The sequence below is a fragment of the Mesobacillus zeae genome, from assembly GCF_003570705.1.
GTDB classification, from domain to species: domain Bacteria; phylum Bacillota; class Bacilli; order Bacillales; family Cytobacillaceae; genus Mesobacillus_C; species Mesobacillus_C zeae.
In genome coordinates, this window is sequence record NZ_QWVT01000008.1 from 228,794 (window position 1) to 253,043 (window position 24,250).

The following is a 24,250-nucleotide window of genomic DNA, read 5'->3' on the forward strand; positions in this document are numbered from 1 at the left end:
TTCACCTTTTAACCCAGGTCCGGAGAGGCCTGAAAGGGTGGTTTGGCCGGGGTGGCCGAGCGGAGCGGGATTTAAATCCCGGCTCCGAAAGCATACCCTGTTCTAAAGCACCCTGGAAACTCTCCAGGGTGCTTTTATTTATAGAAGACAACTTAAAATTAAATTTAAACCATTTCAGGAGGCGCTTATCCATGAAAAAAGACTTGTTAACAACTACTCACCTTACACTTCAAGAAATACATAATATTCTCGAAACGGCCCAGCAGTTTGCGGAAGGCATGGTATGGAAACCTGAAACACAAAAATTTGTTGCGAACCTTTTCTTTGAACCAAGTACAAGAACGAAATCGAGCTTTGAAGCAGCTGAGAGAAGGCTTGGACTTGATATCATACCATTTGAAGTAGGAACCTCAAGCGTACTGAAAGGTGAAACTTTATACGATACAGTCAAGACGCTGGAAGTGATCGGTGTCAACGCAGTAGTCATCCGCCACACTGCAGATAACTACTTTGACGAACTTGCAGAAGGAATTTCAATCCCGGTACTCAATGGTGGCGATGGATGCGGACATCATCCGACACAGTCATTGCTTGACCTTCTGACTATCCGCCAGGAGTTTGGAAGCTTCGAAGGTCTGAATATCGCGATTATAGGAGACACGCTGCATAGCCGGGTTGCAAGGTCCAACGCTGATGTTCTCTCAAGGCTTGGGGCCAACGTAGTCTTCTCGGGACCTAAAGAGTGGTTTGATGTAGAAAGAATGCCTGAAGGCTGCCGCTTTGTCCCTGTAGATCAAGCCATTGCCGAAGCTGACGTTGTCATGCTGCTGCGTATTCAGCACGAAAGGCATTCAGACGGAGAAAAGATTAATGTGAAAGATTATCACCTGAAATACGGACTTACAGTTGAACGTGAAGCAAGAATGAAGCATGGCAGCATCATCATGCACCCAGCACCGATCAACCGTGGTGTTGAAATTGCGGATTGCCTAGTAGAATCAGAACGTTCGAGGATTTTTAAACAAATGCAAAATGGAGTATATGTCCGAATGGCAGTATTGAAACGTGCACTGGAAAATCAGGAAGGGGGAATCGGGTATGTCGCTGCTGATCAAAAATGGCCTGTTGCTTACTGAGGAAAATAGTTGGATCGAGACTGACATCCTTATAAAGGAAGGAATTATAGCTAAAGTAGGGAAAAACCTTGAGCAAAACGGAGAAGAAGTGATTGATGCAGGAGGGAAATGGATTGCTCCCGGATTCATCGACCTTCATGTCCATCTGCGCGAACCAGGAGGAGAACGGAAAGAAACGATTGCCACAGGGACAATGGCAGCGGCAAAAGGTGGATTTACTACCATTGCCGCTATGCCAAATACCCGGCCTGTACCAGACTGCCCTGAACAGCTGAAATGGCTGAATGAAAGAATCTCTGAAACGGCTGCTGTAAGGGTACTCCCTTACGCTGCAATCACGACTAGACAGCTCGGAGCTGAACTGACCGACTTTACGGCACTAAAGGAAGCTGGGGCTTTTGCCTTCACAGATGACGGTGTTGGCGTCCAGTCGGCTGGGATGATGCTGCAAGCTATGAAGAAGGCGGCAGCACTTAATATGGCGGTAGTAGCACATTGCGAAGACAACACCTTGATCAGTAAAGGTTCTCTACACGAAGGGCGGAAAGCAAAAGAACTTGGCCTGAATGGAATACCATCTGTTTGCGAATCGGTCCATATTGCAAGGGATATCCTTTTGGCTGAAGCCGCAGGCTGCCACTATCATGTGTGCCATATCAGTACGAAAGAATCAGTAAGGGCTGTCAGGGATGCTAAACGACATGGCATTCGCGTTACAGCAGAGGTAACTCCGCACCATTTACTGCTTTGTGAAGACGACATTCCGGGGCTGGATGCCAATTATAAAATGAATCCTCCTCTCCGCAGTGCAGAAGACCGTGCAGCATTAATCGAAGGTCTCCTGGATGGGACGATTGATTTTATCGCAACAGACCATGCACCTCATACATCCGAAGAAAAAGCAGAAGGCTTGGAGCTATCGCCGTTCGGGATCGTCGGTTTTGAAACAGCCTTCCCGCTTCTTTATACAAACCTGGTTGAAAAAGGCATTTTATCGCTGAAGCAGCTCATCGACTTCATGACAGTGAAACCGGCCCATGTTTTTGGACTGCCGTATGGAATCATCGAAGAAGGCAGGACAGCTGATCTTGTGCTCATCGATTTGGAGCATAAAGAGGAAATCAATCCGGATACATTTTTATCAAAAGGGAAGAATACGCCGTTTGGTGGATGGAATTGCACCGGCTGGCCAGCCTTAACGATTGCTGCCGGAAAGATTGCGTGGAAGAAGGGAATGGTGACAGCTTGAAAAAGCAGTTAGTTCTTGAAGACGGTACTGTTTTTATCGGCGAAGGCTTTGGAAGCGACACACAGAAATTCGGGGAGATCGTGTTTAATACAGGCATGACAGGCTACCAGGAAATCCTTTCGGATCCTTCCTACTGCGGCCAAATCGTCACCCTCACCTATCCTTTAATCGGAAATTACGGAATCAATCCAGATGATTTTGAATCCATCAGCCCGGCTGTCTCCGCGCTGGTTGTCAGGGAAGCGGCAGAGTTCCCCTCGAACTGGCGCAGCGGACAGACGATCGACTCCTACTTGAAAATGAAAGGGATTCCCGGGATTTCCGGTATCGATACAAGAAAACTGACAAAAATCATCCGTACTCACGGCACATTGAAAGCCGCTATATGCGGGGTGGATGTGAACCCGGCTGAAATCGTTGAAAAGCTTGCAGCCACTAAACTGAGGAATGACCAGGTAAAACAAGTATCGACAAAGAGTCCGTATCCAAGCCCAGGCAGGGGCAGAAGGGTTGTCATTGTTGATTTTGGAATGAAACATGGCATCCTTCGGGAACTGAATGACCGGAATTGCGACTGTATTGTCATGCCATACAATGCGACAGCTGAAGAAATCCTCCGTCTTGACCCTGATGGAATCATGCTTTCAAATGGCCCTGGAGATCCAAAGGATGTACCGGAAGCCATCGAAATGATCAGGGGAGTGCTGGGAAAGGTTCCGCTGTTCGGAATCTGTCTCGGGCACCAGCTGTTTGCGCTGGCCTGCGGTGCAGACACGACAAAGATGAAGTTTGGCCACCGAGGATCTAATCACCCTGTCAAGGACCTGAAAACAGGAAAAGTTGCGATAACGTCGCAGAACCACGGCTATACAGTGGACAGTACTTCGATCTCAGGAACAGATCTGGAAATCACACATATCGCTTTGAATGACGGCAGCATCGAGGGGCTCGCTCACCAAAAGGCTGCAGCCTTCACCGTCCAGTATCACCCGGAAGCTTCCCCAGGGCCGGAAGATGCAGGAGGATTGTTTGACCAATTTCTTGAAATGGTGGAATTGCAAAGGGAGGAAGCAGAATATGCCAAAGCGTAATGATGTAAAAAGCATTCTTGTTATCGGTTCAGGACCGATTGTCATTGGACAGGCAGCAGAGTTCGACTATGCGGGAACGCAGGCATGTATTGCACTTAAGGAAGAAGGATACAGAGTAATCCTTGTTAACTCAAACCCTGCCACAATCATGACAGATACTGAGATTGCCGATGTTGTATACATAGAGCCATTAACACTGGATTTTGTCAGCAGGATTATCCGAAAGGAAAGGCCTGATGCAATCCTTCCGACCCTTGGGGGACAGACTGGTCTCAATCTTGCGGTGGAACTCGCAAATTCAGGAATCCTGGATGAATGCGGAGTCACCATTCTTGGCACAAAGCTTGAGGCGATTGAGCAGGCTGAGGACAGGGAACTTTTCAGAAGCCTGATGAATGATTTGGGAGAACCTGTCCCTGACAGTGAAATTATCCATAATCTCGAAGAAGCAATCTGTTTTGTCGACCGGGTCGGATACCCGGTTATCGTACGCCCTGCCTATACTATGGGAGGAACTGGCGGCGGAATATGCAACAGTAAAAAAGAACTTGATGAAATTGTGGCTGGGGGATTGAAAAGCAGCCCTGTCAGCCAGTGCCTTCTTGAGGAAAGCATTGCGGGATACAAAGAAATAGAATATGAAGTGATGCGGGATGCGAATGACAACAGCATCGTTGTCTGCAATATGGAAAACTTTGATCCGGTCGGCGTCCACACAGGAGATTCCATTGTTGTGGCCCCAAGCCAGACTTTAAGCGACAGGGAATATCAGCTCCTGCGGAACGCTTCACTGAAAATCATTCGTGCCCTTAAAATTGAAGGGGGCTGCAATGTTCAGCTTGCCCTCGATCCTGACAGTTTCCGTTACTATGTCATCGAAGTGAATCCAAGGGTAAGCAGGTCCTCCGCGCTTGCATCGAAAGCAACAGGCTACCCCATTGCAAAGCTGGCAGCAAAAATAGCGGTAGGGCTGACCCTTGATGAAATGATGAACCCTGTGACAGGCAAAACATACGCATGTTTTGAGCCGGCACTTGATTATGTAGTAACGAAAATTCCCCGCTGGCCATTCGATAAATTCGAGTCTGCCAACCGAACGCTTGGGACACAAATGAAAGCAACCGGTGAAGTCATGGCGATCGGCAGAACTTTTGAAGAATCTCTTCAAAAGGCAGTCCGCTCGCTGGAAGCAGGATTCTATGGCTTAACCCTGCCGAATGCAGATGAAATAGAGAACGTGCTTCTCGAAAAGAGAATCAGGAAAGCTGGCGATGAAAGGCTGTTTTACCTTGCAGAAGCAATCAGGAGGGGGATTAGCATTGAAACCCTCCATGACTGGAGCAAAATCGATCTCTTTTTCCTTCACAAGCTTGAAAAAGTGGTTTTCTTTGAAAAGAAGCTTGAAAGGAAACCGTTCGATCCTGAAACCGCGCTGGAAGCAAAACGCCATGGCTTTTCCGACAGAAGGTTTGCAGAGCTTTGGAATACACCTGAGGCTGACGTTCGAAAATGGCGCGTGGGATGCGGCATCGAACCGGTTTACAAAATGGTGGACACTTGTGCCGCAGAATTTGAGTCAGGCACACCATACTTCTACAGCACTTATGAAGAGGAAAACGAATCGGCCAGGACAGGCCGTGAAAGCGTGGTTGTCCTAGGCTCCGGTCCAATCAGAATCGGACAGGGAATCGAATTTGACTATGCAACGGTCCATTGTGTAAAAGCGATTAAGGAAGCGGGCTATGAAGCCATTATCATCAACAATAATCCTGAGACAGTTTCAACTGATTTCAGCATTTCGGATAAGTTGTACTTTGAGCCGCTCACCATCGAAGATGTCATGAATATCATCAATCTGGAGCAGCCGGCCGGTGTGATTGTCCAGTTTGGGGGCCAGACCGCGATCAATCTTGCTGAAGAGCTGGAGCAGAACGGAGTCAGGATATTGGGTACCTCTCTGGAAGCGATGGACATGGCAGAAGACCGTGACAAGTTTGAATACTGCATGAAAGACCTAGGCATACCCCAGCCAGAAGGCAGCACTGCAATGTCCGGGGAAGAAGCAGCCGTGATTGCAAAAAGGATAGGGTATCCGGTCCTTGTAAGGCCTTCCTATGTACTCGGCGGCAGGGCGATGGAAATTGTGGAAAAAGAAGATGAATTGATCCATTACATGAATAATGCGGTGAAAATCAATCCTGAGCACCCGGTATTGATCGATCGCTACCTGACAGGAAAGGAAATTGAAGTGGATGCCATCTCTGATGGTGAAACAGTGCTAATTCCTGGTATCATGGAACATATCGAACGGGCGGGGGTTCACTCCGGGGATTCAATTGCAGTTTATCCGCCGCAAAGCCTTTCAGACGAAGTGATGGCACAGCTGGTCAGCTACACTGAAAAGCTTGCCAAAGGATTAAAAATTATAGGCCTCCTGAATATTCAATTTGTTGTCGCAGGAGGGGAAGTGTACGTCCTGGAAGTAAACCCGCGTTCAAGCAGAACTGTGCCTTTCCTGAGCAAGATTACTAATATACCAATGGCGGGGATTGCTGCTAAGGTAATCCTTGGGAAACCGCTCAGAGACCAGGGCTATGAAACAGGGCTTGTTCCGGAAAAAGAAGGCGTCTTCGTAAAAGTACCTGTGTTCTCTTTTGCAAAACTGCATGAAGTGGATATCACGCTCGGACCGGAGATGAAGTCTACCGGGGAAGTGATGGGGAAGGATCAGACACTGGAGAAAGCCCTGTATAAAGGCATGATTGCCGCAGGAATGAAAATTAGGGACTATGGAACCGTGCTGCTCACAATAGCAGATAAAGATAAAGAAGAAGCCCTTTCGCTGGCAAAGAGGTTCGCGAATATTGGCTATAATCTCGTTGCCACTGGCGGGACGGCTCGATTCCTGCAGTCTGCGGGAATCAAAGTAAAAACGGTCGGGAAGATCGGCTCTGAAGGGCTTGATTTGGTCGATGTGATCAGGAGCGGCGAGGCACAGGTCGTCATCAATACTTTTACAAGAGGGAAACAGCCAGAACGCGATGGGTTTAGGATAAGGAGGGAAAGTGTTGAAAACGGGATTCCATGCCTGACATCACTAGATACAGCTGCAGCGATTTTAAAAGTGATAGAATCGATGACATTTTCTGCAGAAGCGATGGACCATTCTACTGAGCATAAAAAGGAGATGGCAATTTGGCAATAATCAAAGATATCTGTACTGTCATTCGTGTAAAGAAGATTGCTGATTCCATTTTTGAAATGGTGCTGGAAGGCAGGATTGCGGATGAAGTGGAAAACCCTGGACAGTTTATCCATATCAGGGTAACAGAAGGAAACGCTCCACTCCTGCGGAGGCCTGTAAGCATCGCAGCCGTCGACAAGAAAAATCATAGATTAACCATCATTTTCCGGAGCGGGGGCCAAGGGACGCTGCTCCTTTCCCGGAAAGTGCCGGGTGAGACGCTTGATATACTCGGACCGCTGGGAAATGGCTTTCCTGTTGACAAGGTAGACTCAGGCGGAACAGCTATTTTGGCAGGAGGCGGGATTGGTGTGCCTCCGCTATATGGCCTTGGCCTGAAGCTCAGGGAACAGGGAGTAAAGGTGATCAGCGTGCTTGGCTTTCAAACAGCAGAATCTGTTTTCTATCAGGACGAGTTTGCAAGTTTAGGAGAAACATATATTGCCACAGTCGATGGAACGTCCGGAACAAAAGGTTTTGTCACGGATGTTTTGAATGAGAGAGGATTTGAGGCGGATATCCTGTATACATGCGGCCCGTTACCGATGCTGAGGGCGTTGGAGGCTGGCGATTATGCCAGGGAAACCTATCTCTCAATGGAGGAAAGGATGGGCTGCGGAATAGGTGCATGCTTTGCTTGTGTCTGCCGTAAAAAAGACGATCCCAATGGCCATTCGTACAAAAAAGTTTGCAGTGACGGCCCTGTTTTCAAGGCCGGGGAGGTACTGATATGAACAGGCTTCAAGTGGAACTGCCAGGATTGACGCTTAAAAATCCAATTATGCCAGCATCAGGCTGCTTTGGGTTTGGGCGTGAATTCAGCAAGCTTTATGATATCGGTCAGCTTGGGGCAATCATGATTAAAGCCGCTACGCTGGAACCCCGTTTTGGAAATCCAACGCCAAGGGTTGCAGAAACGCCTGGCGGGATGCTGAATGCCATTGGCCTTCAAAATCCCGGTGTGGAAAAAATCATGGCGGAAGAACTGCCATGGCTGCAGCAGTTCGATGTCCCGATCATCGCCAACATTGCGGGCTCGACTGTTGAAGACTATGTATCTGTGGCAGAAAAAATATCGGCTGCCCCAAATGTCCATGCGCTAGAATTGAATATCTCCTGCCCGAATGTAAAGACAGGGGGAATTGCATTTGGAACGGATGCTACAACAGCAATGGAACTGACCCGGAAGGTAAAGGCTGCATCAGCTGTTCCAGTTTACGTCAAGCTTTCGCCAAATGTCACTGATATCGTTGAAATTGCCAAGGCGGTTGAAATGGGCGGTGCCGACGGAATTACGATGATCAATACATTGCTAGGAATGAGAATTGACCTTCAAAGCGGAGAGCCTTTGTTGGCCAACCGGACCGGAGGATTGTCCGGCCCTGCCATCAAACCTGTGGCCATCCGTATGGTATATGAAGTGAGCAGAAACGTTTCGATCCCGATTATTGGGATGGGAGGTGTGGCATCAGCTGAGGATGCCCTTGAATTCTTATATGCTGGGGCAAGTGCAGTTGCAGTCGGAACTCAGAACTTTGTCGATCCGTTTGCCTGTCCATCCATCATCGAGGAACTGCCAAGGCTATTAGACCGCCTTGGTCTCAGCACTGTAAAGGAATGCATCGGAAGGAGCTGGAAGTCGAATGAACCAATCGCCCATCATTGCCCTTGATTTTTCAGGGAAAAAGGAAACAATGGAATTTCTCGATTTATTCGGGAATGAAGAACTATTCGTGAAGATTGGCATGGAACTCTTTTATAAAGAGGGACCGTCAGTCATTAGTGAGCTAAAGGATCGGGGGCATGATGTCTTCCTGGATTTGAAGCTCCACGACATCCCAAATACAGTCAAGAGAGCCATGAAGAACCTTGCACAGATGGGCTGTGACCTTGTCAATGTCCAGGCTGCAGGCGGAAGCGTGATGATGGAGGCTGCGCTTGAAGGCCTTGAAGCCGGGACTCCAGCAGGGCAAACGAGACCGCTCTGCATCTCTGTTACGCAGCTGACGAGTACCTCTGAGGAACAAATGCAAAGTGAGCAGCTTATTTCTGCCTCGCTTGGAGAATCGGTTATCCATTATGCGAGGATTTCGCAACAGGCAGGACTTGATGGGGTTGTCTGCTCTGTGCAGGAGGCAGCGATGATCGCTTCGCAAATAGGAACAGGATTTTTGACAGTTTGTCCTGGTATCCGTCCTGCGGGTGCTGCGGCAGGAGACCAAAAAAGGGTGGCAACTCCACAACAGGCCCGCGAATCTGGCGTTTCTTCCATTGTCGTGGGAAGGCCAATAACTACATCTGCTACTCCTTTTGAAAGTTATAGATTGATTAAACAGGAATGGGAAGGTGGACAAGCATGAAAAAAGAAATTGCTGGTAGTTTGCTCGACATTAAAGCAGTAGCGTTAAGCCCGGAAGCTCCTTTTACATGGTCATCCGGACTGCGCTCTCCCATTTATTGCGACAATCGGCTGACACTTTCATTTCCCGATGTCCGCCAGCGGATAGCTTCAGGGATGAAAGGGCTGATAGAGGAACAATTTCCGGAGGCCGAACTGATTGCCGGAACCGCAACTGCGGGAATCCCGCATGCAGCGTGGGTAAGCGACTTGATGTCACTGCCGATGTGTTATGTCCGATCAAAGGCGAAGTCGCACGGGCAGGGCAATCAGATCGAAGGAAGCGTGAAGAAAGGCATGAAAGCAGTTGTGATCGAGGATTTGATTTCAACTGGCGGAAGTGCGATCAATGCTGTAAATGCCCTTCGGGAAGCAGGCTGCGAAGTCCTGGGAATTATCTCAATATTCACTTACGAGCTGGCAAAAGCAGAAGAGCTCCTCAAGGAAGCGGAGATAAAATCCTACAGCCTGACTGATTTTTCAACATTGTCTTCGCTTGCCCTTGAGCGCGGCTATATATCGGAAGGTGACCTCATTAAGCTTGATGAATGGAAAAAAGACCCTAAAAGCTGGGGCGCGCTTTACTGTTAAAGGAACTAAAGGAATATCAAACAGTCATGAACGATTAGGCTGAATGACTGACAGAGAAAAACCCGAGCCATCAAGGCCCGGGTTTTTTGTATATTCGAAATTTATCGGTCCGTCTTCATTGTAAGGACCTTTTCTTCATCCGGTGTGATATAGACTGTCTGCTGATTGTCATAAATCACGAATCCGGGTTTGCTGCCTGCCGGTTTTTTCACATATCGGATGCGTGTATAATCCACCGGAACCGAACTGGATTGTCGGGCTTTGCTGTAATAGGCTGCAAGGCAGGATGCTTCCAGGATCGTCTTCTCACTCGGTTCGCTATTCCGGATGACAACATGTGAACCTGGGATATCCTTTGTATGAAGCCAAATGTCATCCCTTGCCGCAGCCTTGTTGGTAAGATAGTCGTTTTGTTTATTATTTTTACCCACAAGGATTTCTGTGCCATCACTAGAGATGTACTTTTCAAGTGTAATTTTTGATGGCTGCCCGCGCTTGTTTCCTCTTTTTTGCCGCTGCCTGATATAGCCTCCTTCTGCCAGCTCCTCGCGAATTTCAGCAATATCCTTTGGAGAAGCAGATTCGACTTGTTGGTAGAGCATTTCGAAATAAGCTGCTTCTTCCTTTGCTTTTTCGATTTGTTCTTCCACGATTTTCACCGCATTTTTTGCCTTCTGGTATTTGGTGAAATATTTTTGCGCATTTTCTGAAGGAGTTTTCAGAGGATCAAGCGGGATGGTAATAGAAGCACCATTTTCATCATAATAATTGATGACCTCAAGCGCCTTCATTCCTTTCTTCGCCAAATGCAGGTTTGCAGTTAAAAGTTCTCCGAACAATTGGAGCTGACCGGCGTTTCGCGCTTCACTAAGTGTTTGCTCCAGCTTTTTGATTTTGTTTTCGTTTTTGGCCCTTTCATTGACAATGAATTTTTCAAGGTCGTTGCCCTGCTGCTTGACCCGGTCGCGTTCTGCCTTGCCAAAGTAAAAACGATCAAGCAGAGCGCCAAGGGAGCTGAACGTGCGCGTTTCGCCTTCCATATGTGTGAGAGGGACCAAGTAAAAGCTCTCTTTACCCTGTGAAGAAGTAAAGGCAGGTTCATATTCATGGCTTTCCAATTTTCGCATCATTTCAGTGAAAGCGTTAGGAATTGTGCCCCGGTTGGCGAGTCCTGCTCGATAAACAATTTCCCTGGATACCAGCGGAGACAGACCGGCAAAGTTTGCAACAAGCTGCTGATCGATTTTTCCAGCATTGAAATCCACTTTCCGGAGAACATCCTCCTGGCTTGCTTCAAAGGGGTTTATTTTATCCTGTGCCGGAGGAAGTATATATTCTTGTCCAGGCTGGATGGCTCTGTGGGTATTTACAGCAAATGAAACATGCTTGATACTGTCGAGTATCATGTTCCTCTCTTTATCGACAAGGACAATATTGCTGTGGCGGCCCATAATCTCGACGATCAGCTGTTTGTAGGAAAGGTCACCGAGTTCATTTCTTCCTTTTATCTCAAAAATAATGATGCGGTCAAGACCGTATTGGCGGATGTTTTCAATAATGTTTCCTTCTAGATGCTTTCTAAGAAGCATGCAGAACATTGGCGGTGTGTCAGGGTTGTCATATTGCCCGTTGGCCAGTTGTACACGCGCATAGCTGGGGTGCGCAGAAAGCAGAAGCTTATGATTCACTCCTCCTGCCCTTACTGTCATGATGATTTCGTTTTTATAAGGCTGATGTATCTTATTGATCCGCCCGCCTTTCAGCAGGCTAGAAAGTTGATTCGTGACTGCTCTTGTAAATAATCCGTCAAATGACATAGCAAAACATCCTTTACTGTTTATGTTACCTTTTATATTAGCATTTTATTGGACAGGTCTGAATAAGCTTTCTTTAGAGCAGCAAATGATTGTTCCAATGCGGGGGAGGATGCGTGATGGCTGGATGAAATACCATGAGATGGACAAAACGGAAATTTCCAGGGCTCTGGGTACAGATTGTAACAAAGGATTGACGGAAAAGGAAGTAAAAACAAGACTTCAGAAGCATGGTGCCAATATGCTTGAAGAAGGGGAAAAACAATCAGCGCTTCTGCTTTTTTTCAGCCAGTTTAAAGACTTTATGGTGCTGGTTCTTTTGGCAGCTACACTGGTTTCCGGATTGCTCGGAGAAGTGGTTGATGCCGTGGCAATTATCGCCATTGTGATAGTAAATGGATTCCTCGGTTTTTTCCAGGAAAGAAAAGCGGAAAAATCATTAGATGCATTAAAGGAACTTTCCGCTCCGCAGGTTAACGTTCTGCGTGATGGGAAATGGCTGAAGACAGCCTCAAAGAGCGTGGTTCCCGGCGACATCCTTAAGTTTACAGCTGGAGACCGAATTGGGGCTGATGTAAGAATGATCGAATCAGTCAGCCTTGAGATTGAAGAGTCGGCTTTGACTGGAGAGTCGGTACCAGTCGCAAAGGATATCCACCCGCTCAAGCTGGGCGACCCGGGTATCGGGGATTTGGAAAACATGGCATTCATGGGTACGATGGTCACAAGGGGGAGCGGTACCGGAATTGTCGTGGCTACGGGCATGAAAACAGCAATGGGTCGGATTGCGGACCTTCTCCAAAATGCTGAAACAATGGAAACGCCACTACAGCACAGGCTCGAACAGCTGGGGAAAATATTGATTACTGCCGCTCTTCTGTTGACAATGCTCGTTGTAGCCATCGGTGTTCTTCAGGGACACGACCTTTATACAATGTTCCTTGCCGGAGTTTCACTCGCAGTAGCAGCAATTCCAGAAGGTCTGCCCGCTATTGTAACGGTTGCGCTGTCGCTTGGCGTCCAGCGGATGATCCGCAAAAAAGCCATCGTCAGGAAATTGCCGGCGGTGGAAACGCTTGGCTGCGCTTCAGTCATTTGTTCAGATAAAACCGGAACCTTGACGCAAAACAAAATGACGGTTACCCATGCTTGGAGCGGGGGACGGACATGGACTGTCGATGGTGCAGGTTATGTGCCGGAAGGAAGTTTTCGTTTTGAAGGGAAAACAGTTGAGGTGGAAGCTGAAAAAGCGTTGCAGCAGCTGCTGACATTCGGCATGCTCTGCAATCATGCGGAAATTGCCGAGAAAGATGGCGAGTATGTGATTGACGGAGACCCGACTGAAGGCGCGCTCCTCGTGGCTGCCATGAAAGCAGGCTGGAGGCAGGGGGATTTAAGAAAACAGTTTGAGATCATCAACGAGTTTCCATTTGACTCAAAACGGAAGAGAATGAGCGTGATTGTTAAAGACCAGGCAGGACGAACATTCGTTGTAACGAAAGGCGCCCCTGATGTACTGATTGGCCTGAGCAAGACAATCCTTTGGAATAACAGGCCCGAGTTAATGACAAAAGAACTGTCAGGAAAAGTACAGAATGCAATCGACGGCCTTGCCGGGAATGCATTGAGGACCATTGCAGTCGCGTACAAACTGATTCCGGGAAACAGAGTAAATTGCAGTGAAGAAGAGGCAGAGACGAATTTAACCTTTATTGGCCTGCAAGGCATGATAGACCCACCTAGGCCCGAAGTTAAATCTGCGGTCAAAGAATGCCGGGATGCAGGGATCAAGACAGTGATGATTACAGGAGACCATGTCATTACCGCAAAGGCAATTGCGAACCAACTCGGTATCCTAAAGGAAGGCAGCCAGGTAATGGACGGTCACGCACTCTCAACAATGGAAGTCGGGGAACTTGAGGAAGTAGTCGATGATGTCTCTGTATTTGCCCGTGTTTCTCCCGAACATAAGCTGAAAATTGTAAAAGCCCTCCAGAACAGAGGCCATGTTGTAGCGATGACTGGGGACGGAGTGAATGATGCCCCTGCTATCAAGGCAGCGGATATAGGGATTGCGATGGGGATAGCCGGGACCGACGTCTCAAAAGAAGCATCCTCCCTCATTCTTCTCGATGACAATTTCGCGACGATTAAGGCTGCAATCAAGGAAGGCCGCAATATATATGAAAATATAAGAAAATTCATCCGGTACCTGCTTGCATCAAATGTCGGAGAAATCCTCGTTATGCTATTTGCGATGATTCTGGCTTTGCCATTGCCGCTTGTCCCTATCCAAATCCTTTGGGTGAATCTGGTGACTGATGGGCTTCCTGCCATGGCGCTTGGCCTTGACCAGCCTGAAGACAATGTTATGAAAAAAGGACCGCGCCACCCAAAGGAAGGAGTCTTTTCCCGGGGACTTGGCTGGAAGGTTGTTTCAAGAGGATTCCTGATTGGAGTTATAACGCTGATTGCTTTCATTATCATTTACAAGCGAGATCCTAATGATCTCGCTTATGCACAGACAGTCGCATTTGCAACCCTTGTTTTGGCGCAGCTAATCCACGTTTTTGACTGCAGGAGTGAAAAATCAGTCTTCTCGAGGAACCCGTTTGAGAATAAATATCTCGTATGGTCAGTCATTTCCTCACTTGTCCTGGTGCTGGGGGTCATCTATATTCCTGCGCTGCAGCCGATTTTTCACACAGTACCAATCATTCCTGGCGATTGGCTTTTGATTGTCGGCCTTTCAGCAATTCCTACATTTTTACTGGCGGGGACATTTTTTGCAAGAAAAACAAATAAAAGTATGGTATAATCCGTAAGGTAATAGGGTTGCCCTATTGCCTTCTTTTTTTTTGCCCCATTTAAGGGATTTTCGACTTTTAACAGATTGGATGTGTCACCTATGGTTGTCAGCATGACTGGCTTTGGACGAAGCAAGGCAGAATCGGGCCGCTACAGTGTGACGGTCGAGGTGAAAACCGTCAATCACCGATTTTGTGAGTTTCATATCCGCATGCCTCGCCAGCTCCTGAAAATAGAAGAGAAAATAAAGAAAGAACTTAACAGGCATATCAAAAGGGGAAGAGTCGAAGTTTATGTAACCCTTGAAGGGGAAGGAACGGTAAGCAGAAGTGTCTCCATTGACTGGAAGCTGCTTGATGAATACTTCCAATACATAACTGAAATTAAGAATAAATACGGGTTTTCCGGAGAACTCTCCATTAGTGATTTGGCCGGAAGAGAAGAACTGATCCGGTTTGAAGAAACGGATGACGGTAACGAAGAACTGGAAATCCTTGTTCTGAAGGCCTGCTCTGAAGCTGGTGCTCAGCTGCGGCAAATGAGGCTGCAGGAGGGAGCATCGCTGGAAAAGGATATGGCCGGACACATCGGTATACTCGAGGAACGAATAGTCCATATCAGGGGTCTTGCATCCGTGGTGTTGGAAAGATACAGGGAACGGCTTGAGAAAAGGATGTCAGAATTAATTGCCAGCCAGGCGGAGGAATCGAAAATTCTTACAGAAGTCGCCTTTTTTGCTGACAAGTCCGATATAAGCGAAGAACTTTCCAGGCTGGAAAGTCATGCCGGGCAATTTTTCAAAACGCTTTGTCTGGATGAGCCCATCGGAAGGAAGCTGGATTTCCTTGTCCAGGAAATGAACAGGGAGGCCAACACGATTGGTTCCAAGGCAAACGATGCGGGAATTGCGATGGAAGTTGTGGAAATGAAAAGTCTCCTTGAAAAAGTGAAGGAGCAGGTCCAAAACATTGAGTAGCGTTTAGAAAGCCTTGTGCAAGGCAAAAATAAATAAATGTTGAGTGGGGGACCAGCATGTCCATTAAGCTTATTAATATCGGATTCGGCAATATTGTTTCTGCCAACCGAATTATATCGATTGTCAGCCCTGAATCAGCGCCGATCAAGAGGATCATTCAGGACGCGCGCGACCGTGGTTCGCTGATTGATGCCACATACGGTAGGAGAACGAGAGCGGTCATTGTGATGGATAGCGATCATGTGATTTTATCAGCAGTCCAGCCTGAGACTGTCGCGCACAGACTGAATGACCGTGATGATATAATAGAGGAAGGGTAGGATTGTTTATATGCAGGAAAAAGGATTGTTGATTGTCCTTTCCGGTCCTTCGGGAGTTGGAAAAGGAACTGTGCGGAAAGAAATATTTTCACAGCCGGATACTATGTTTGAATATTCGGTTTCCGCTACCACCCGCCTCCCGCGGGAGGGGGAGGTCAATGGCGTAGATTACTTTTTCAAAACAAGGGAAGAATTCGAAAAGATGATCCAGGAAGACCGTCTGCTCGAGTTTGCCGAATATGTTGGTAATTATTACGGCACCCCTGTTGATTATGTCCGGGAAACACTAGATGCTGGAAAAGATGTTTTTTTGGAAATCGAAGTACAGGGAGCCAGCCAGGTACGGAAGAAATTTCCGGAAGGCCTATTCATCTTCCTGGCTCCACCAAGCCTTTCTGAACTGGAAAACCGGATTGTCACAAGGGGAACAGAAACCGAAGAGATTGTAAAAAGCCGGATGAAAGCTGCACGCGAAGAAATCGAAATGATGAAGCTTTATGATTATGTCGTGGAAAATGACCAGGTGGAACTTGCCTGTGAGCGTATCAATTCGATTGTTGTAGCCGAACACTGCCGCAGGGAAAGAGTTCAGTACCGTTATAAAAAAATGTTGGAGGTTGATTGATTTGCTTTATCCTTCTATTGATTCTTTGCTGGACAAAATCGACAGCAAATATTCGCTTGTATCAGTGGCTGCCAAAAGAGCCCGCAGCATGCAGGTTAAGTATGATCCGCAGATGAATAAATATGTTTCTCACAAGTTTGTTGGCAAGTCCCTTGAAGAAATCTATGCCGACAAGCTTCATTTTAAGAATGAAGGCCCTATTGACATAGAATCAGAGAACTTAAAAAAACGATAACAACCCGTGACGGGTTGTTATTTTTTATGTGGGCACTCCTGGTAAGGACAGTTTCTGTTTCTGGATAGGAACACATGTTTCTGTTATGCTGGTTTCAGGAAATCCCGAACTTGAAATAGGTGAAAAAATGTCATGTTTCGAGCATAATGGAAGAATAAAATGAACGATTTTTATGGGGGTTCTGTCATGGTGAAAGGAAAAAAGATTTTATTGTGTGTTACCGGTGGAATCGCAGTTTATAAAGCAGCAGCACTTACGAGCAAGCTTGTACAAAGCGAGGCGGCAGTAAAAGTGATCATGAGCGAGTCAGCAGCTAAGTTCGTTACACCCCTGACCTTTCAGGCACTTTCAAGGAATGAAGTTTATACGGATACATTCGATGAAAAAGATCCGGCAAGCATTGCCCATATCGGCCTGGCTGATTGGGCCGATTTAATCCTTGTCGCTCCGGCGACGGCCAATATCATAGGGAAAATGGCGAACGGGATTGCAGACAACATGATTTCAACGACATTGCTGGCTGCAACTGCACCGGTGTGGGTGGCCCCGGCAATGAATGTCCATATGTATGAGCATCCTGCTGTCATGAAGAATATGCAGACATTACTGGAATTTGGATACAGGTTTATTGAACCTGGAGAAGGATATTTAGCCTGTGGATATGTCGGCAAAGGAAGGCTTGAGGAACCAGAAGCAATTCTGAATGCGATCACGGAATTCTTTGCTGCTGCGGAAAATAAACCTCTTTCCGGCACGAAAATTATTGTTACGGCTGGCCCTACTAGGGAAAAAGTCGATCCTGTCCGTTTTCTGACCAACCATTCATCCGGTAAAATGGGCTATGCAATCGCTGGGGAAGCAGCAAAGCTTGGAGCAGATGTAACCCTTGTTTCGGGCCCGGTTAGCCTATGCCCTCCGGAAGGTTTGGAAACCGTTCTTGTTGAGAGTGCGGAAGATATGTTTCAGGCAGTATCGGGTTTGTTCGAAGAAGCCGATGTCGTCATCAAAACTGCGGCAGTAGCCGACTACCGGCCAAAACATGTTTTTGACCATAAAATAAAGAAGCAGGAAGGCGGCCAGGTGCTCGAACTTGAAAGAACGAAAGATATTCTGCTCGAGCTTGGCAAAAGGAAAACGCATCAGCTTCTGATCGGATTTGCCGCGGAAACAGACAATGTCGAGAAGTACGCCCGAAAGAAGCTCGACAAAAAAAATGCTGATATGATTGTAGCAAATGATGTAAAACAGGAAGGTGCCGGATTTGGCACGGAGACAAATATTGTAACAATCTTTAAACGGAACGGGGATATGTTAAGCCTGCCGTTGATGTCAAAACAAGAGGTAGCTAGGCACCTGCTTTCGGAAATAATTTCTGAGCTTAAAAAGGATGACGGAAAATGAATATAGCAAGTGTCATTGTTGATGTTCCGGCAAGGCAGACAGACCGGACCTTCGACTATTTGATTCCGGACAGGCTTCTGGGTTATATCCAACCGGGAATGAGGGTCAAAGTCCCGTTTGGTCCCCGAAACGTCCAGGGTTTTGTAACAGGATTAAAGGGTGAATCGGAATTTGCAAAGTTAAAAGAAATTGCTGAAACACTTGATCTGACACCAGTACTGAATGAAGAACTTCTTAAACTTGGGGACTGGCTGACGGAAAAGACGCTTTGCTACAAAATCTCCGCTTTCCAAGCGATGCTACCTGCAGCCCTGAAAGCGAAGTATGAAAAAAAACTGGCCCTGGCACAAGGAGTATTCCCTAAGGACCTGTCTGATTCAGTCGGCCGGCTATTCAAGGATTCACGGGAAATAAAATGGGATGAATCCTCACTGAAGAATTTGCTGCCCAGCCTGCAGAAGGAAGCGGCCGAGGGAAGAATCGAAGTCATTCATGAAGTAAGGGACAAAGTCAGGAAAAAAAAACTGAAGCATGTTTACCCGGCAGTTGAGAAGGACGAGCTGGAAAAGCAGAAAGCTTTGCTGGGACAAAGGGCGAAGGGACAGGAGAAACTGCTTTGTTTTTTCATCGACGATCCGAAGCCTATTGAGTTGCGTGAGCTAATTGGCAAGCTGGACATTTCTGCCGCTTCTATTAAAGGGCTTGTGAAAAAGGGAATTCTTCAGGAAGAAGCAATAGAGGTTTACCGGGATCCCTATGAAACACGGGAATTCGTCAAGAAGAAGCCGCTTAACCTCACGCCTTCGCAAGAAAAAGTGATAGGTCCCATCCTCTCATCTATTGGCGAAGACCGCCATGAAGTGTTTTTGCTGTACGGGGTAACAGGCAGCGGTAAAACGGAAATCTATCTCCAATCGATCCAGCAGGTACTTGATAAGGGAGAAGAAGCGATTGTGCTTGTACCGGAAATCGCGCTTACACCTCAAATGGTGACCCGTTTCAAGGAAAGATTTGGTGACCTTGTTGCAGTGATGCACAGTGGACTGTCGGCAGGTGAAAAGTACGATGAGTGGAGGAAAATTCAGCGCCAGGAAGTAAAAGTAGTCGTTGGGGCCCGTTCCGCCATTTTTGCTCCCTTTGAAAACCTTGGAATCATCATCATCGACGAAGAGCATGAAACGAGCTATAAGCAGGAAGAAAATCCTCGTTACCATGCAAGGGATGCGGCAATCCAGCGGGCTGCTTTTCACCGTTGTCCGGTCGTATTGGGAAGCGCTACCCCTTCGCTAGAGTCGTTTGCCCGGGCCCAAAAAGGAGTTTATACGCTTTTAAACCTCCCGAAGCGCCTGAACAATAAGCCGCTGCCTCCTGTCGAAATAGTCGATATGAGGGAAGAGTTAAGGGACGGCAACCGCTCTATGTTTTCAAGAAAGCTGTTTGAGAAACTGGAGGACAGGCTTGAAAAAAGAGAACAAACCGTGCTTTTCCTGAATAAGCGGGGACATTCTTCCTTTGTAATGTGCCGGGACTGCGGGTATGTTGCCAATTGTCCGCATTGTGATATTACGTTAACCTACCACCGGTTTAATGATCGGATGAAATGCCACTATTGTGGATTCGATGAGGGTGTTCCCTCGGTTTGTCCGGAATGCGGAAGTGAACATATACGTTACTTCGGCACTGGGACTCAAAAAGTCGAAGAAGAACTGGCTAAGCTGCTGCCTCATGCCAGGGTAATTCGGATGGATGTAGACACGACTGGCAGGAAAGGCTCCCATGAGAAACTATTGAATTCTTTTCAGGAAGGGAATGCCGATATCCTGCTGGGAACACAAATGATTGCAAAAGGACTGGACTTTCCCAATATTACATTAGTGGGCGTCCTGAGTGCGGATACAATGCTGAATCTTCCTGATTTCCGTTCATCCGAGAAGACATTCCAGCTGCTCACACAGGTGAGTGGAAGGGCAGGACGCCATGATTTACCCGGTGAAGTAGTCATCCAGACATACACGCCTGAGCATTACAGTGTGGAGCTTGCAGGCACCCAGGATTTTGACCAGTTTTACAATCAGGAAATGATGGTGCGAAAGATTCATAAGTATCCGCCTTTTTATTATATTTCTCTTGTTACTGTCAGCCATGCGGAATTGATGAAGGCTGTTTCCGTCGCAGAAAAAATCACAAGGCATATTTCATTGAAGCTTTCGGAAGAAGCGGTTGTGCTGGGGCCTGTTGCTTCGCCAATCCCCAGGATCAATGATAGATATCGGTACCAATGTTTGATAAAATACAAAAGGGAGCCTGGGCTGGAAAAAGCGCTTAAGTCAATACTTGAACATTACCAGCAGGAAACAGCTTCAGGCCAGCTGCAGATTTCAGTGGATTTAAATCCTTATCTTTTAATGTAGGAGTATGGGAGTACCTTATTTTGTAGAAAATCAGAATAGCTGCGGTAAACGTGAAAAATGGAGGAACAAACTTGTCTATACGTAAAATTGTTGAATATCCTGCAGATATACTCGAGCAAAAGTGTGACCCGGTAACGGTGTTTGACAAAAAGCTCGCAAGGCTGCTGGATGATATGTATGAAACGATGATTGAATTTGACGGTGTCGGCCTTGCTGCTCCCCAAGTCGGGGTCAAGAGCCAGATTGCCGTCGTTGATATAGAAGACCGGCACGGAACGATTGAATTGATCAATCCAGTAGTAATCAGCTCATCGGGGGAGCAGACCGACCCTGAAGGCTGTTTAAGTTTTCCTGGCCTTTATGGGGAAGTCAGCCGTCCCCGTTTTATTACAGTCAAGGCGTACAACCGAAAAGGGAAAGAATTCGAGCTGAAGGCGGAGGATTTCCTCGCACGGGCCATCCAGCATGAAATTGACCATCTGCACGGCATTCTTTTCACATCCAAAGTCAGCAAATATATCGATGAAAAAGAGTTAGAGGAGCTGAGCAAAGAATGACCAGGATTGTATTCATGGGAACACCTGAGTTTTCGGTGCCTGTTTTAAGGAGACTGATAGAGGACGGCTATGACGTTGCAGCTGTCGTCACACAACCTGACCGCCCTGTGGGCAGGAAAAAAGAAATGACTCCGCCCCCGGTAAAAGTGGAAGCACTCTTACACGGAATCCCTGTTTTTCAGCCGGAAAAAATCCGCCAGCCGAAAGAGCTGGAGAAAATCCTTGGGATTGAGCCGGAGCTTATCGTTACAGCCGCTTTCGGGCAAATCCTCCCAAAGGCTTTGCTTGAAGCCCCAAGGCTCGGGTGCATTAATGTGCATGCATCGCTTTTGCCTGAACTCCGCGGGGGCGCTCCTATCCACTACGCCATCATCAGGGGAATGGAGAAAACGGGAATCACAATCATGTATATGGCAGAAAAATTGGATGCAGGCGACATCCTCACGCAATCGGAAGTTGCTATCACGGAGGACGACAATGTCGGAACGCTCCATGACAAGCTTAGCAGAATAGGAGCAAATCTCCTGTCAGATACTATTCCAAAGCTTCTCAGAAACGAAATTGTCCCGGTTCCTCAAAAGGATGAAGAAGCTAGTTTTGCATGGAACATCAAACGCGAAGAGGAAAAGATTGACTGGTCAAAACCAGGGGAGGAAATATACAACCACATTCGCGGCTTGAATCCATGGCCTGTTGCCTACACGACGATTTCAGGTTCAATACTGAAAGTATGGGGAGCAAGCAAAGCAGCTGGGGAAGCGGGTTCTGAGCCAGGCATTATTTTGTCAGTGGAAGAAGACGCAATCCATGTTGCAAGCGGTGACGCAACTATAATAAAAATAACAGAGCTGCAGCCGTCAGGAAAAAAACGGATGTCAGCCGGACAATTCTTGCGCGGAGCCGGAAGCTATATTAAAGCAGGAATGAAATTAGGAGACAACGATGAATAGCAACAGAAAAAACGTAAGGGAAACTGCATTGGAATTGCTTGAATCTATTGAGAAGAACCAGGCTTACAGTAATCTTTTGCTTAACAGCACCATCAATAAAAACAAGATCAGCCCAAAAGATACAGGCTTGCTCACTGAGCTTGTCTACGGTACCCTGCAGCGGAGGATGACACTCGATTTTTACCTTGCTCCATTTATCAAGAATGCCAAAAAGCTTGAAAAATGGGTCCTCCAGCTGTTGCGGGTTACGGTTTACCAGATGGTATACCTTGATCGGGTGCCGGACCGGGCAGCCATCTATGAAGCGGTCGAAATAGCGAAGCGCAGGGGGCACAAAGGAATTGCGGGCGTGGTCAACGGAGTATTGAGAACCATCCAACGCGAAGGGCTCCCTTCTTTGGATTCCATTAAGGATCCAGCAGAGAGAATGGCGATTGAGACAAGCCATCCGCTGTGGCTTGTCCAACGATGGATCAGTCAGTTTGGGAAGGAAAAAGCAGGGGAAATTTGTGCAATGAATGTTCTCGCACCCCTTCAGACGGCAAGGGTTAACCTTGGAAAGACCACTCGCGAGGCTTGCATCGAGCTTCTTGAGCAAGAAGGTTTCGCGGTAGAAGCAAGCCCGATTACTCCCGAAGCAATTAGGTGCCTTAGAGGAAATCTTGCAGCATCAAATGCTTACAAAGAAGGATTGCTTAGCATTCAGGATGAAAGTTCTATGCTTGCCGCCCATGCACTTGGGGTGGAAAAAGGTGATACTATACTTGATGCATGTGCTGCCCCTGGCGGGAAATCAACGCATATCGCCGAAAAGCTTTTCGAAACCGGAAAGGTGGTCTCGCTAGACCTTCATGCCCACAAGGTTAAATTGATTGTTGACAATGCCACCCGTTTGGGATTGTCAAATATTGAAGCGATTGAAATGGACAGCCGCAAGGCGCCAGACCATTTCGAAAAAGAATCTTTTGACCGGATCCTGCTTGATGCTCCTTGCTCCGGTCTTGGCGTGATCAGGCGGAAGCCTGATATGAAATATACGAAACGCGAAAGTGACCTTGACAGACTCCAGGAAATCCAGCTAAACCTACTTGATGCAGTAGCCCCCCTACTAAAGAAAGGCGGGACGCTCGTTTACAGTACATGTACGCTTGACAGCCAGGAAAATGAAGAAACTGTTTCCAGTTTCCTTGACAGCCACAGGGAATTTGAAGAGGATGCCTCCCTGCCCGATAGAATGCCTGAAGGTGTCAAGCCATTCATGAAGGGCTTCAGCACCCAAATATTGCCCCAGTACTTTGGATCAGATGGTTTTTATATTGCCAGCATGAAAAGGAAGGCGGATGATGAACTTGGAATTACAGAAAACACCAGGTAATAAGACAACAGATGAGCAGCAAAAGCCTTCTATTTATTCATTACAGCTTAATGAGCTGAAGGTCTGGCTTGAAGAAAGAGGAGAAAAAGCGTTCCGGGCAGAGCAGGTTTTTGACTGGCTTTATAAAAAAAGGGCTGTATCCTTTGAGGACATGTCCAATCTTTCCAAGACGCTAAGGAATTTACTCGAGGAGCACTTTGTTCTTACTACACTTAAAACGGTTATCCAGCAGACCTCGTCAGACGGCACGATTAAGTTTTTGTTCGAACTGAATGACGGTGTAACCATTGAAACGGTGCTGATGCGCCATGAGTATGGCAATTCCGTCTGTGTAACGACGCAGGTTGGCTGCCGGATTGGCTGTACTTTCTGCGCTTCAACCCTTGGCGGCCTAAAAAGAAATCTGGAAGCAGGAGAAATCGTAGCGCAAGTCGTAAAAGTACAACAGGCGCTTGATGAAACGGAAGAGCGTGTCAGCTCGGTCGTCATAATGGGGATTGGTGAACCGTTCGACAATTACGACAATATGATGTCATTCCTGAAAATTATCAATCATGAAAAAGGAATGAATATTGGCGCACGTCATATTACAGTGTCAACGAGCGGTATCATTCCGAAGATATACCAGTTTGCTGATGAAAACATGCAAATCAACTTCGCTATTTCACTGCACGCACCTAACACCGAGATTAGGAGCAGGCTGATGCCTATCAATCGTGCCTATAAACTGCCAGACCTGATGGAAGCAGTAAAATATTATACCGAAAAAACCGGACGGAGGATCAGTTTTGAATACGGACTTTTTGGCGGAGTGAATGATCAGGTTGAGCATGCAGAGGAATTGGCAAAGCTTGTAAAGGGCATCAAATGCCATATTAATCTGATTCCGGTCAACTATGTACCTGAGCGGGATTATGTAAGGACGCCAAAGGCACAAATTTTTAAGTTTGAGAAAACGCTTAAGGACCGTGGCGTAAATGTCACCATCAGGCGCGAGCAGGGGCATGACATCGATGCTGCATGCGGACAGCTAAGGGCAAAGGAAAGAAAAGAAGAGACGAGGTGAAAG

20 protein-coding genes are annotated in these 24,250 nt (G+C 47.1%); 19 read left to right on the plus strand and 1 reads right to left on the minus strand.

From position 1 onward, the window contains the following. The first annotated feature begins 191 nt into the window (after window positions 1-191). Genes D1970_RS03600 through pyrE form a run of 8 tightly spaced genes read left to right on the plus strand, consistent with a single transcriptional unit; the run spans window position 192 to window position 9,709 of the window. The gene (locus D1970_RS03600; protein WP_119111503.1) at window positions 192-1,136 is read left to right on the plus strand and encodes an aspartate carbamoyltransferase catalytic subunit; all 945 of its coding nucleotides are present in this window, start codon (window positions 192-194) and stop codon (window positions 1,134-1,136) included. Then, on the plus strand, window positions 1,099-2,385 hold the full coding sequence (gene pyrC / locus D1970_RS03605) for a dihydroorotase (protein WP_119111504.1): 1,287 nt from the start codon (window positions 1,099-1,101) through the stop codon (window positions 2,383-2,385). The genes D1970_RS03600 and pyrC overlap by 38 nt, the downstream gene beginning before the upstream one ends. Continuing rightward, complete coding sequence (locus tag D1970_RS03610) at window positions 2,382-3,476, plus strand: carbamoyl phosphate synthase small subunit (RefSeq protein WP_119111712.1); 1,095 nt, start codon at window positions 2,382-2,384, stop codon at window positions 3,474-3,476. The genes pyrC and D1970_RS03610 overlap by 4 nt, the downstream gene beginning before the upstream one ends. Next, entirely contained in the window at window positions 3,463-6,681 is a 3,219-nt protein-coding gene (carB, locus tag D1970_RS03615; protein WP_119111505.1) for a carbamoyl-phosphate synthase large subunit, read from the plus strand. The genes D1970_RS03610 and carB overlap by 14 nt, the downstream gene beginning before the upstream one ends. Continuing rightward, window positions 6,678-7,454 (plus strand): dihydroorotate dehydrogenase electron transfer subunit, encoded by a 777-nt coding sequence (locus tag D1970_RS03620; RefSeq protein WP_119111713.1) that lies wholly within the window; start codon window positions 6,678-6,680, stop codon window positions 7,452-7,454. Before carB ends, D1970_RS03620 begins: the two co-directional genes overlap by 4 nt. Further along, window positions 7,451-8,392, plus strand: a complete 942-nt coding sequence (locus D1970_RS03625; protein WP_119111506.1) for a dihydroorotate dehydrogenase — start codon at window positions 7,451-7,453, stop codon at window positions 8,390-8,392. Before D1970_RS03620 ends, D1970_RS03625 begins: the two co-directional genes overlap by 4 nt. After that, complete coding sequence (pyrF, locus tag D1970_RS03630; protein ID WP_119111507.1) at window positions 8,364-9,080, plus strand: orotidine-5'-phosphate decarboxylase; 717 nt, start codon at window positions 8,364-8,366, stop codon at window positions 9,078-9,080. Before D1970_RS03625 ends, pyrF begins: the two co-directional genes overlap by 29 nt. Then, window positions 9,077-9,709 (plus strand): orotate phosphoribosyltransferase, encoded by a 633-nt coding sequence (gene pyrE, locus D1970_RS03635; protein ID WP_119111508.1) that lies wholly within the window; start codon window positions 9,077-9,079, stop codon window positions 9,707-9,709. Before pyrF ends, pyrE begins: the two co-directional genes overlap by 4 nt. Before the next feature lie 101 nt (window positions 9,710-9,810). On the opposite strand, the gene D1970_RS03640 is transcribed toward pyrE, so the two are convergent. Continuing rightward, complete coding sequence (locus D1970_RS03640; RefSeq protein WP_119111509.1) at window positions 9,811-11,526, minus strand: Rqc2 family fibronectin-binding protein; 1,716 nt, start codon at window positions 11,524-11,526, stop codon at window positions 9,811-9,813. Window positions 11,527-11,650: 124 nt separating this feature from the next. On the opposite strand from D1970_RS03640, the gene D1970_RS03645 reads away from it, so the two are divergent. The 11 genes from D1970_RS03645 to rlmN all read left to right on the plus strand — a co-directional run bounded on the left by D1970_RS03645 (window position 11,651) and on the right by rlmN (window position 24,247). After that, window positions 11,651-14,341 (plus strand): cation-translocating P-type ATPase, encoded by a 2,691-nt coding sequence (locus tag D1970_RS03645; RefSeq protein ID WP_119111714.1) that lies wholly within the window; start codon window positions 11,651-11,653, stop codon window positions 14,339-14,341. A 90-nt stretch (window positions 14,342-14,431) separates the two neighbouring features. Beyond that, window positions 14,432-15,307: a YicC/YloC family endoribonuclease gene (locus D1970_RS03650; RefSeq protein ID WP_119111510.1), complete on the plus strand. Its 876-nt coding sequence runs from the start codon at window positions 14,432-14,434 to the stop codon at window positions 15,305-15,307. Between the two features lie 56 nt (window positions 15,308-15,363). Further along, window positions 15,364-15,627 carry an extracellular matrix/biofilm regulator RemA gene (gene remA, locus D1970_RS03655; protein ID WP_119111511.1) on the plus strand — a complete coding sequence of 88 codons (264 nt, stop codon included), beginning with the start codon at window positions 15,364-15,366 and terminating at the stop codon, window positions 15,625-15,627. 10 nt (window positions 15,628-15,637) lie between these two features. After that, complete coding sequence (gene gmk / locus D1970_RS03660) at window positions 15,638-16,252, plus strand: guanylate kinase (RefSeq protein ID WP_119111512.1); 615 nt, start codon at window positions 15,638-15,640, stop codon at window positions 16,250-16,252. A gap of 1 nt (window position 16,253) precedes the next feature. Next, complete coding sequence (rpoZ, locus tag D1970_RS03665; RefSeq protein WP_119111513.1) at window positions 16,254-16,487, plus strand: DNA-directed RNA polymerase subunit omega; 234 nt, start codon at window positions 16,254-16,256, stop codon at window positions 16,485-16,487. Between the two features lie 186 nt (window positions 16,488-16,673). Continuing rightward, window positions 16,674-17,888, plus strand: a complete 1,215-nt coding sequence (gene coaBC, locus D1970_RS03670) for a bifunctional phosphopantothenoylcysteine decarboxylase/phosphopantothenate--cysteine ligase CoaBC (protein WP_119111514.1) — start codon at window positions 16,674-16,676, stop codon at window positions 17,886-17,888. Continuing rightward, complete coding sequence (gene priA / locus D1970_RS03675) at window positions 17,885-20,299, plus strand: primosomal protein N' (RefSeq protein ID WP_119111515.1); 2,415 nt, start codon at window positions 17,885-17,887, stop codon at window positions 20,297-20,299. The genes coaBC and priA overlap by 4 nt, the downstream gene beginning before the upstream one ends. A gap of 71 nt (window positions 20,300-20,370) precedes the next feature. Beyond that, window positions 20,371-20,856 carry a peptide deformylase gene (def, locus tag D1970_RS03680; RefSeq protein WP_119111516.1) on the plus strand — a complete coding sequence of 162 codons (486 nt, stop codon included), beginning with the start codon at window positions 20,371-20,373 and terminating at the stop codon, window positions 20,854-20,856. Then, entirely contained in the window at window positions 20,853-21,806 is a 954-nt protein-coding gene (gene fmt, locus D1970_RS03685) for a methionyl-tRNA formyltransferase (protein ID WP_119111517.1), read from the plus strand. The genes def and fmt overlap by 4 nt, the downstream gene beginning before the upstream one ends. After that, window positions 21,799-23,181, plus strand: coding sequence for a 16S rRNA (cytosine(967)-C(5))-methyltransferase RsmB (gene rsmB, locus D1970_RS03690; RefSeq protein WP_119111518.1), 1,383 nt, complete (start codon window positions 21,799-21,801; stop codon window positions 23,179-23,181). Before fmt ends, rsmB begins: the two co-directional genes overlap by 8 nt. Continuing rightward, window positions 23,156-24,247: a dual-specificity RNA methyltransferase RlmN gene (gene rlmN / locus D1970_RS03695; RefSeq protein ID WP_246370094.1), complete on the plus strand. Its 1,092-nt coding sequence runs from the start codon at window positions 23,156-23,158 to the stop codon at window positions 24,245-24,247. The genes rsmB and rlmN overlap by 26 nt, the downstream gene beginning before the upstream one ends. Window positions 24,248-24,250: the final 3 nt, after the last annotated feature.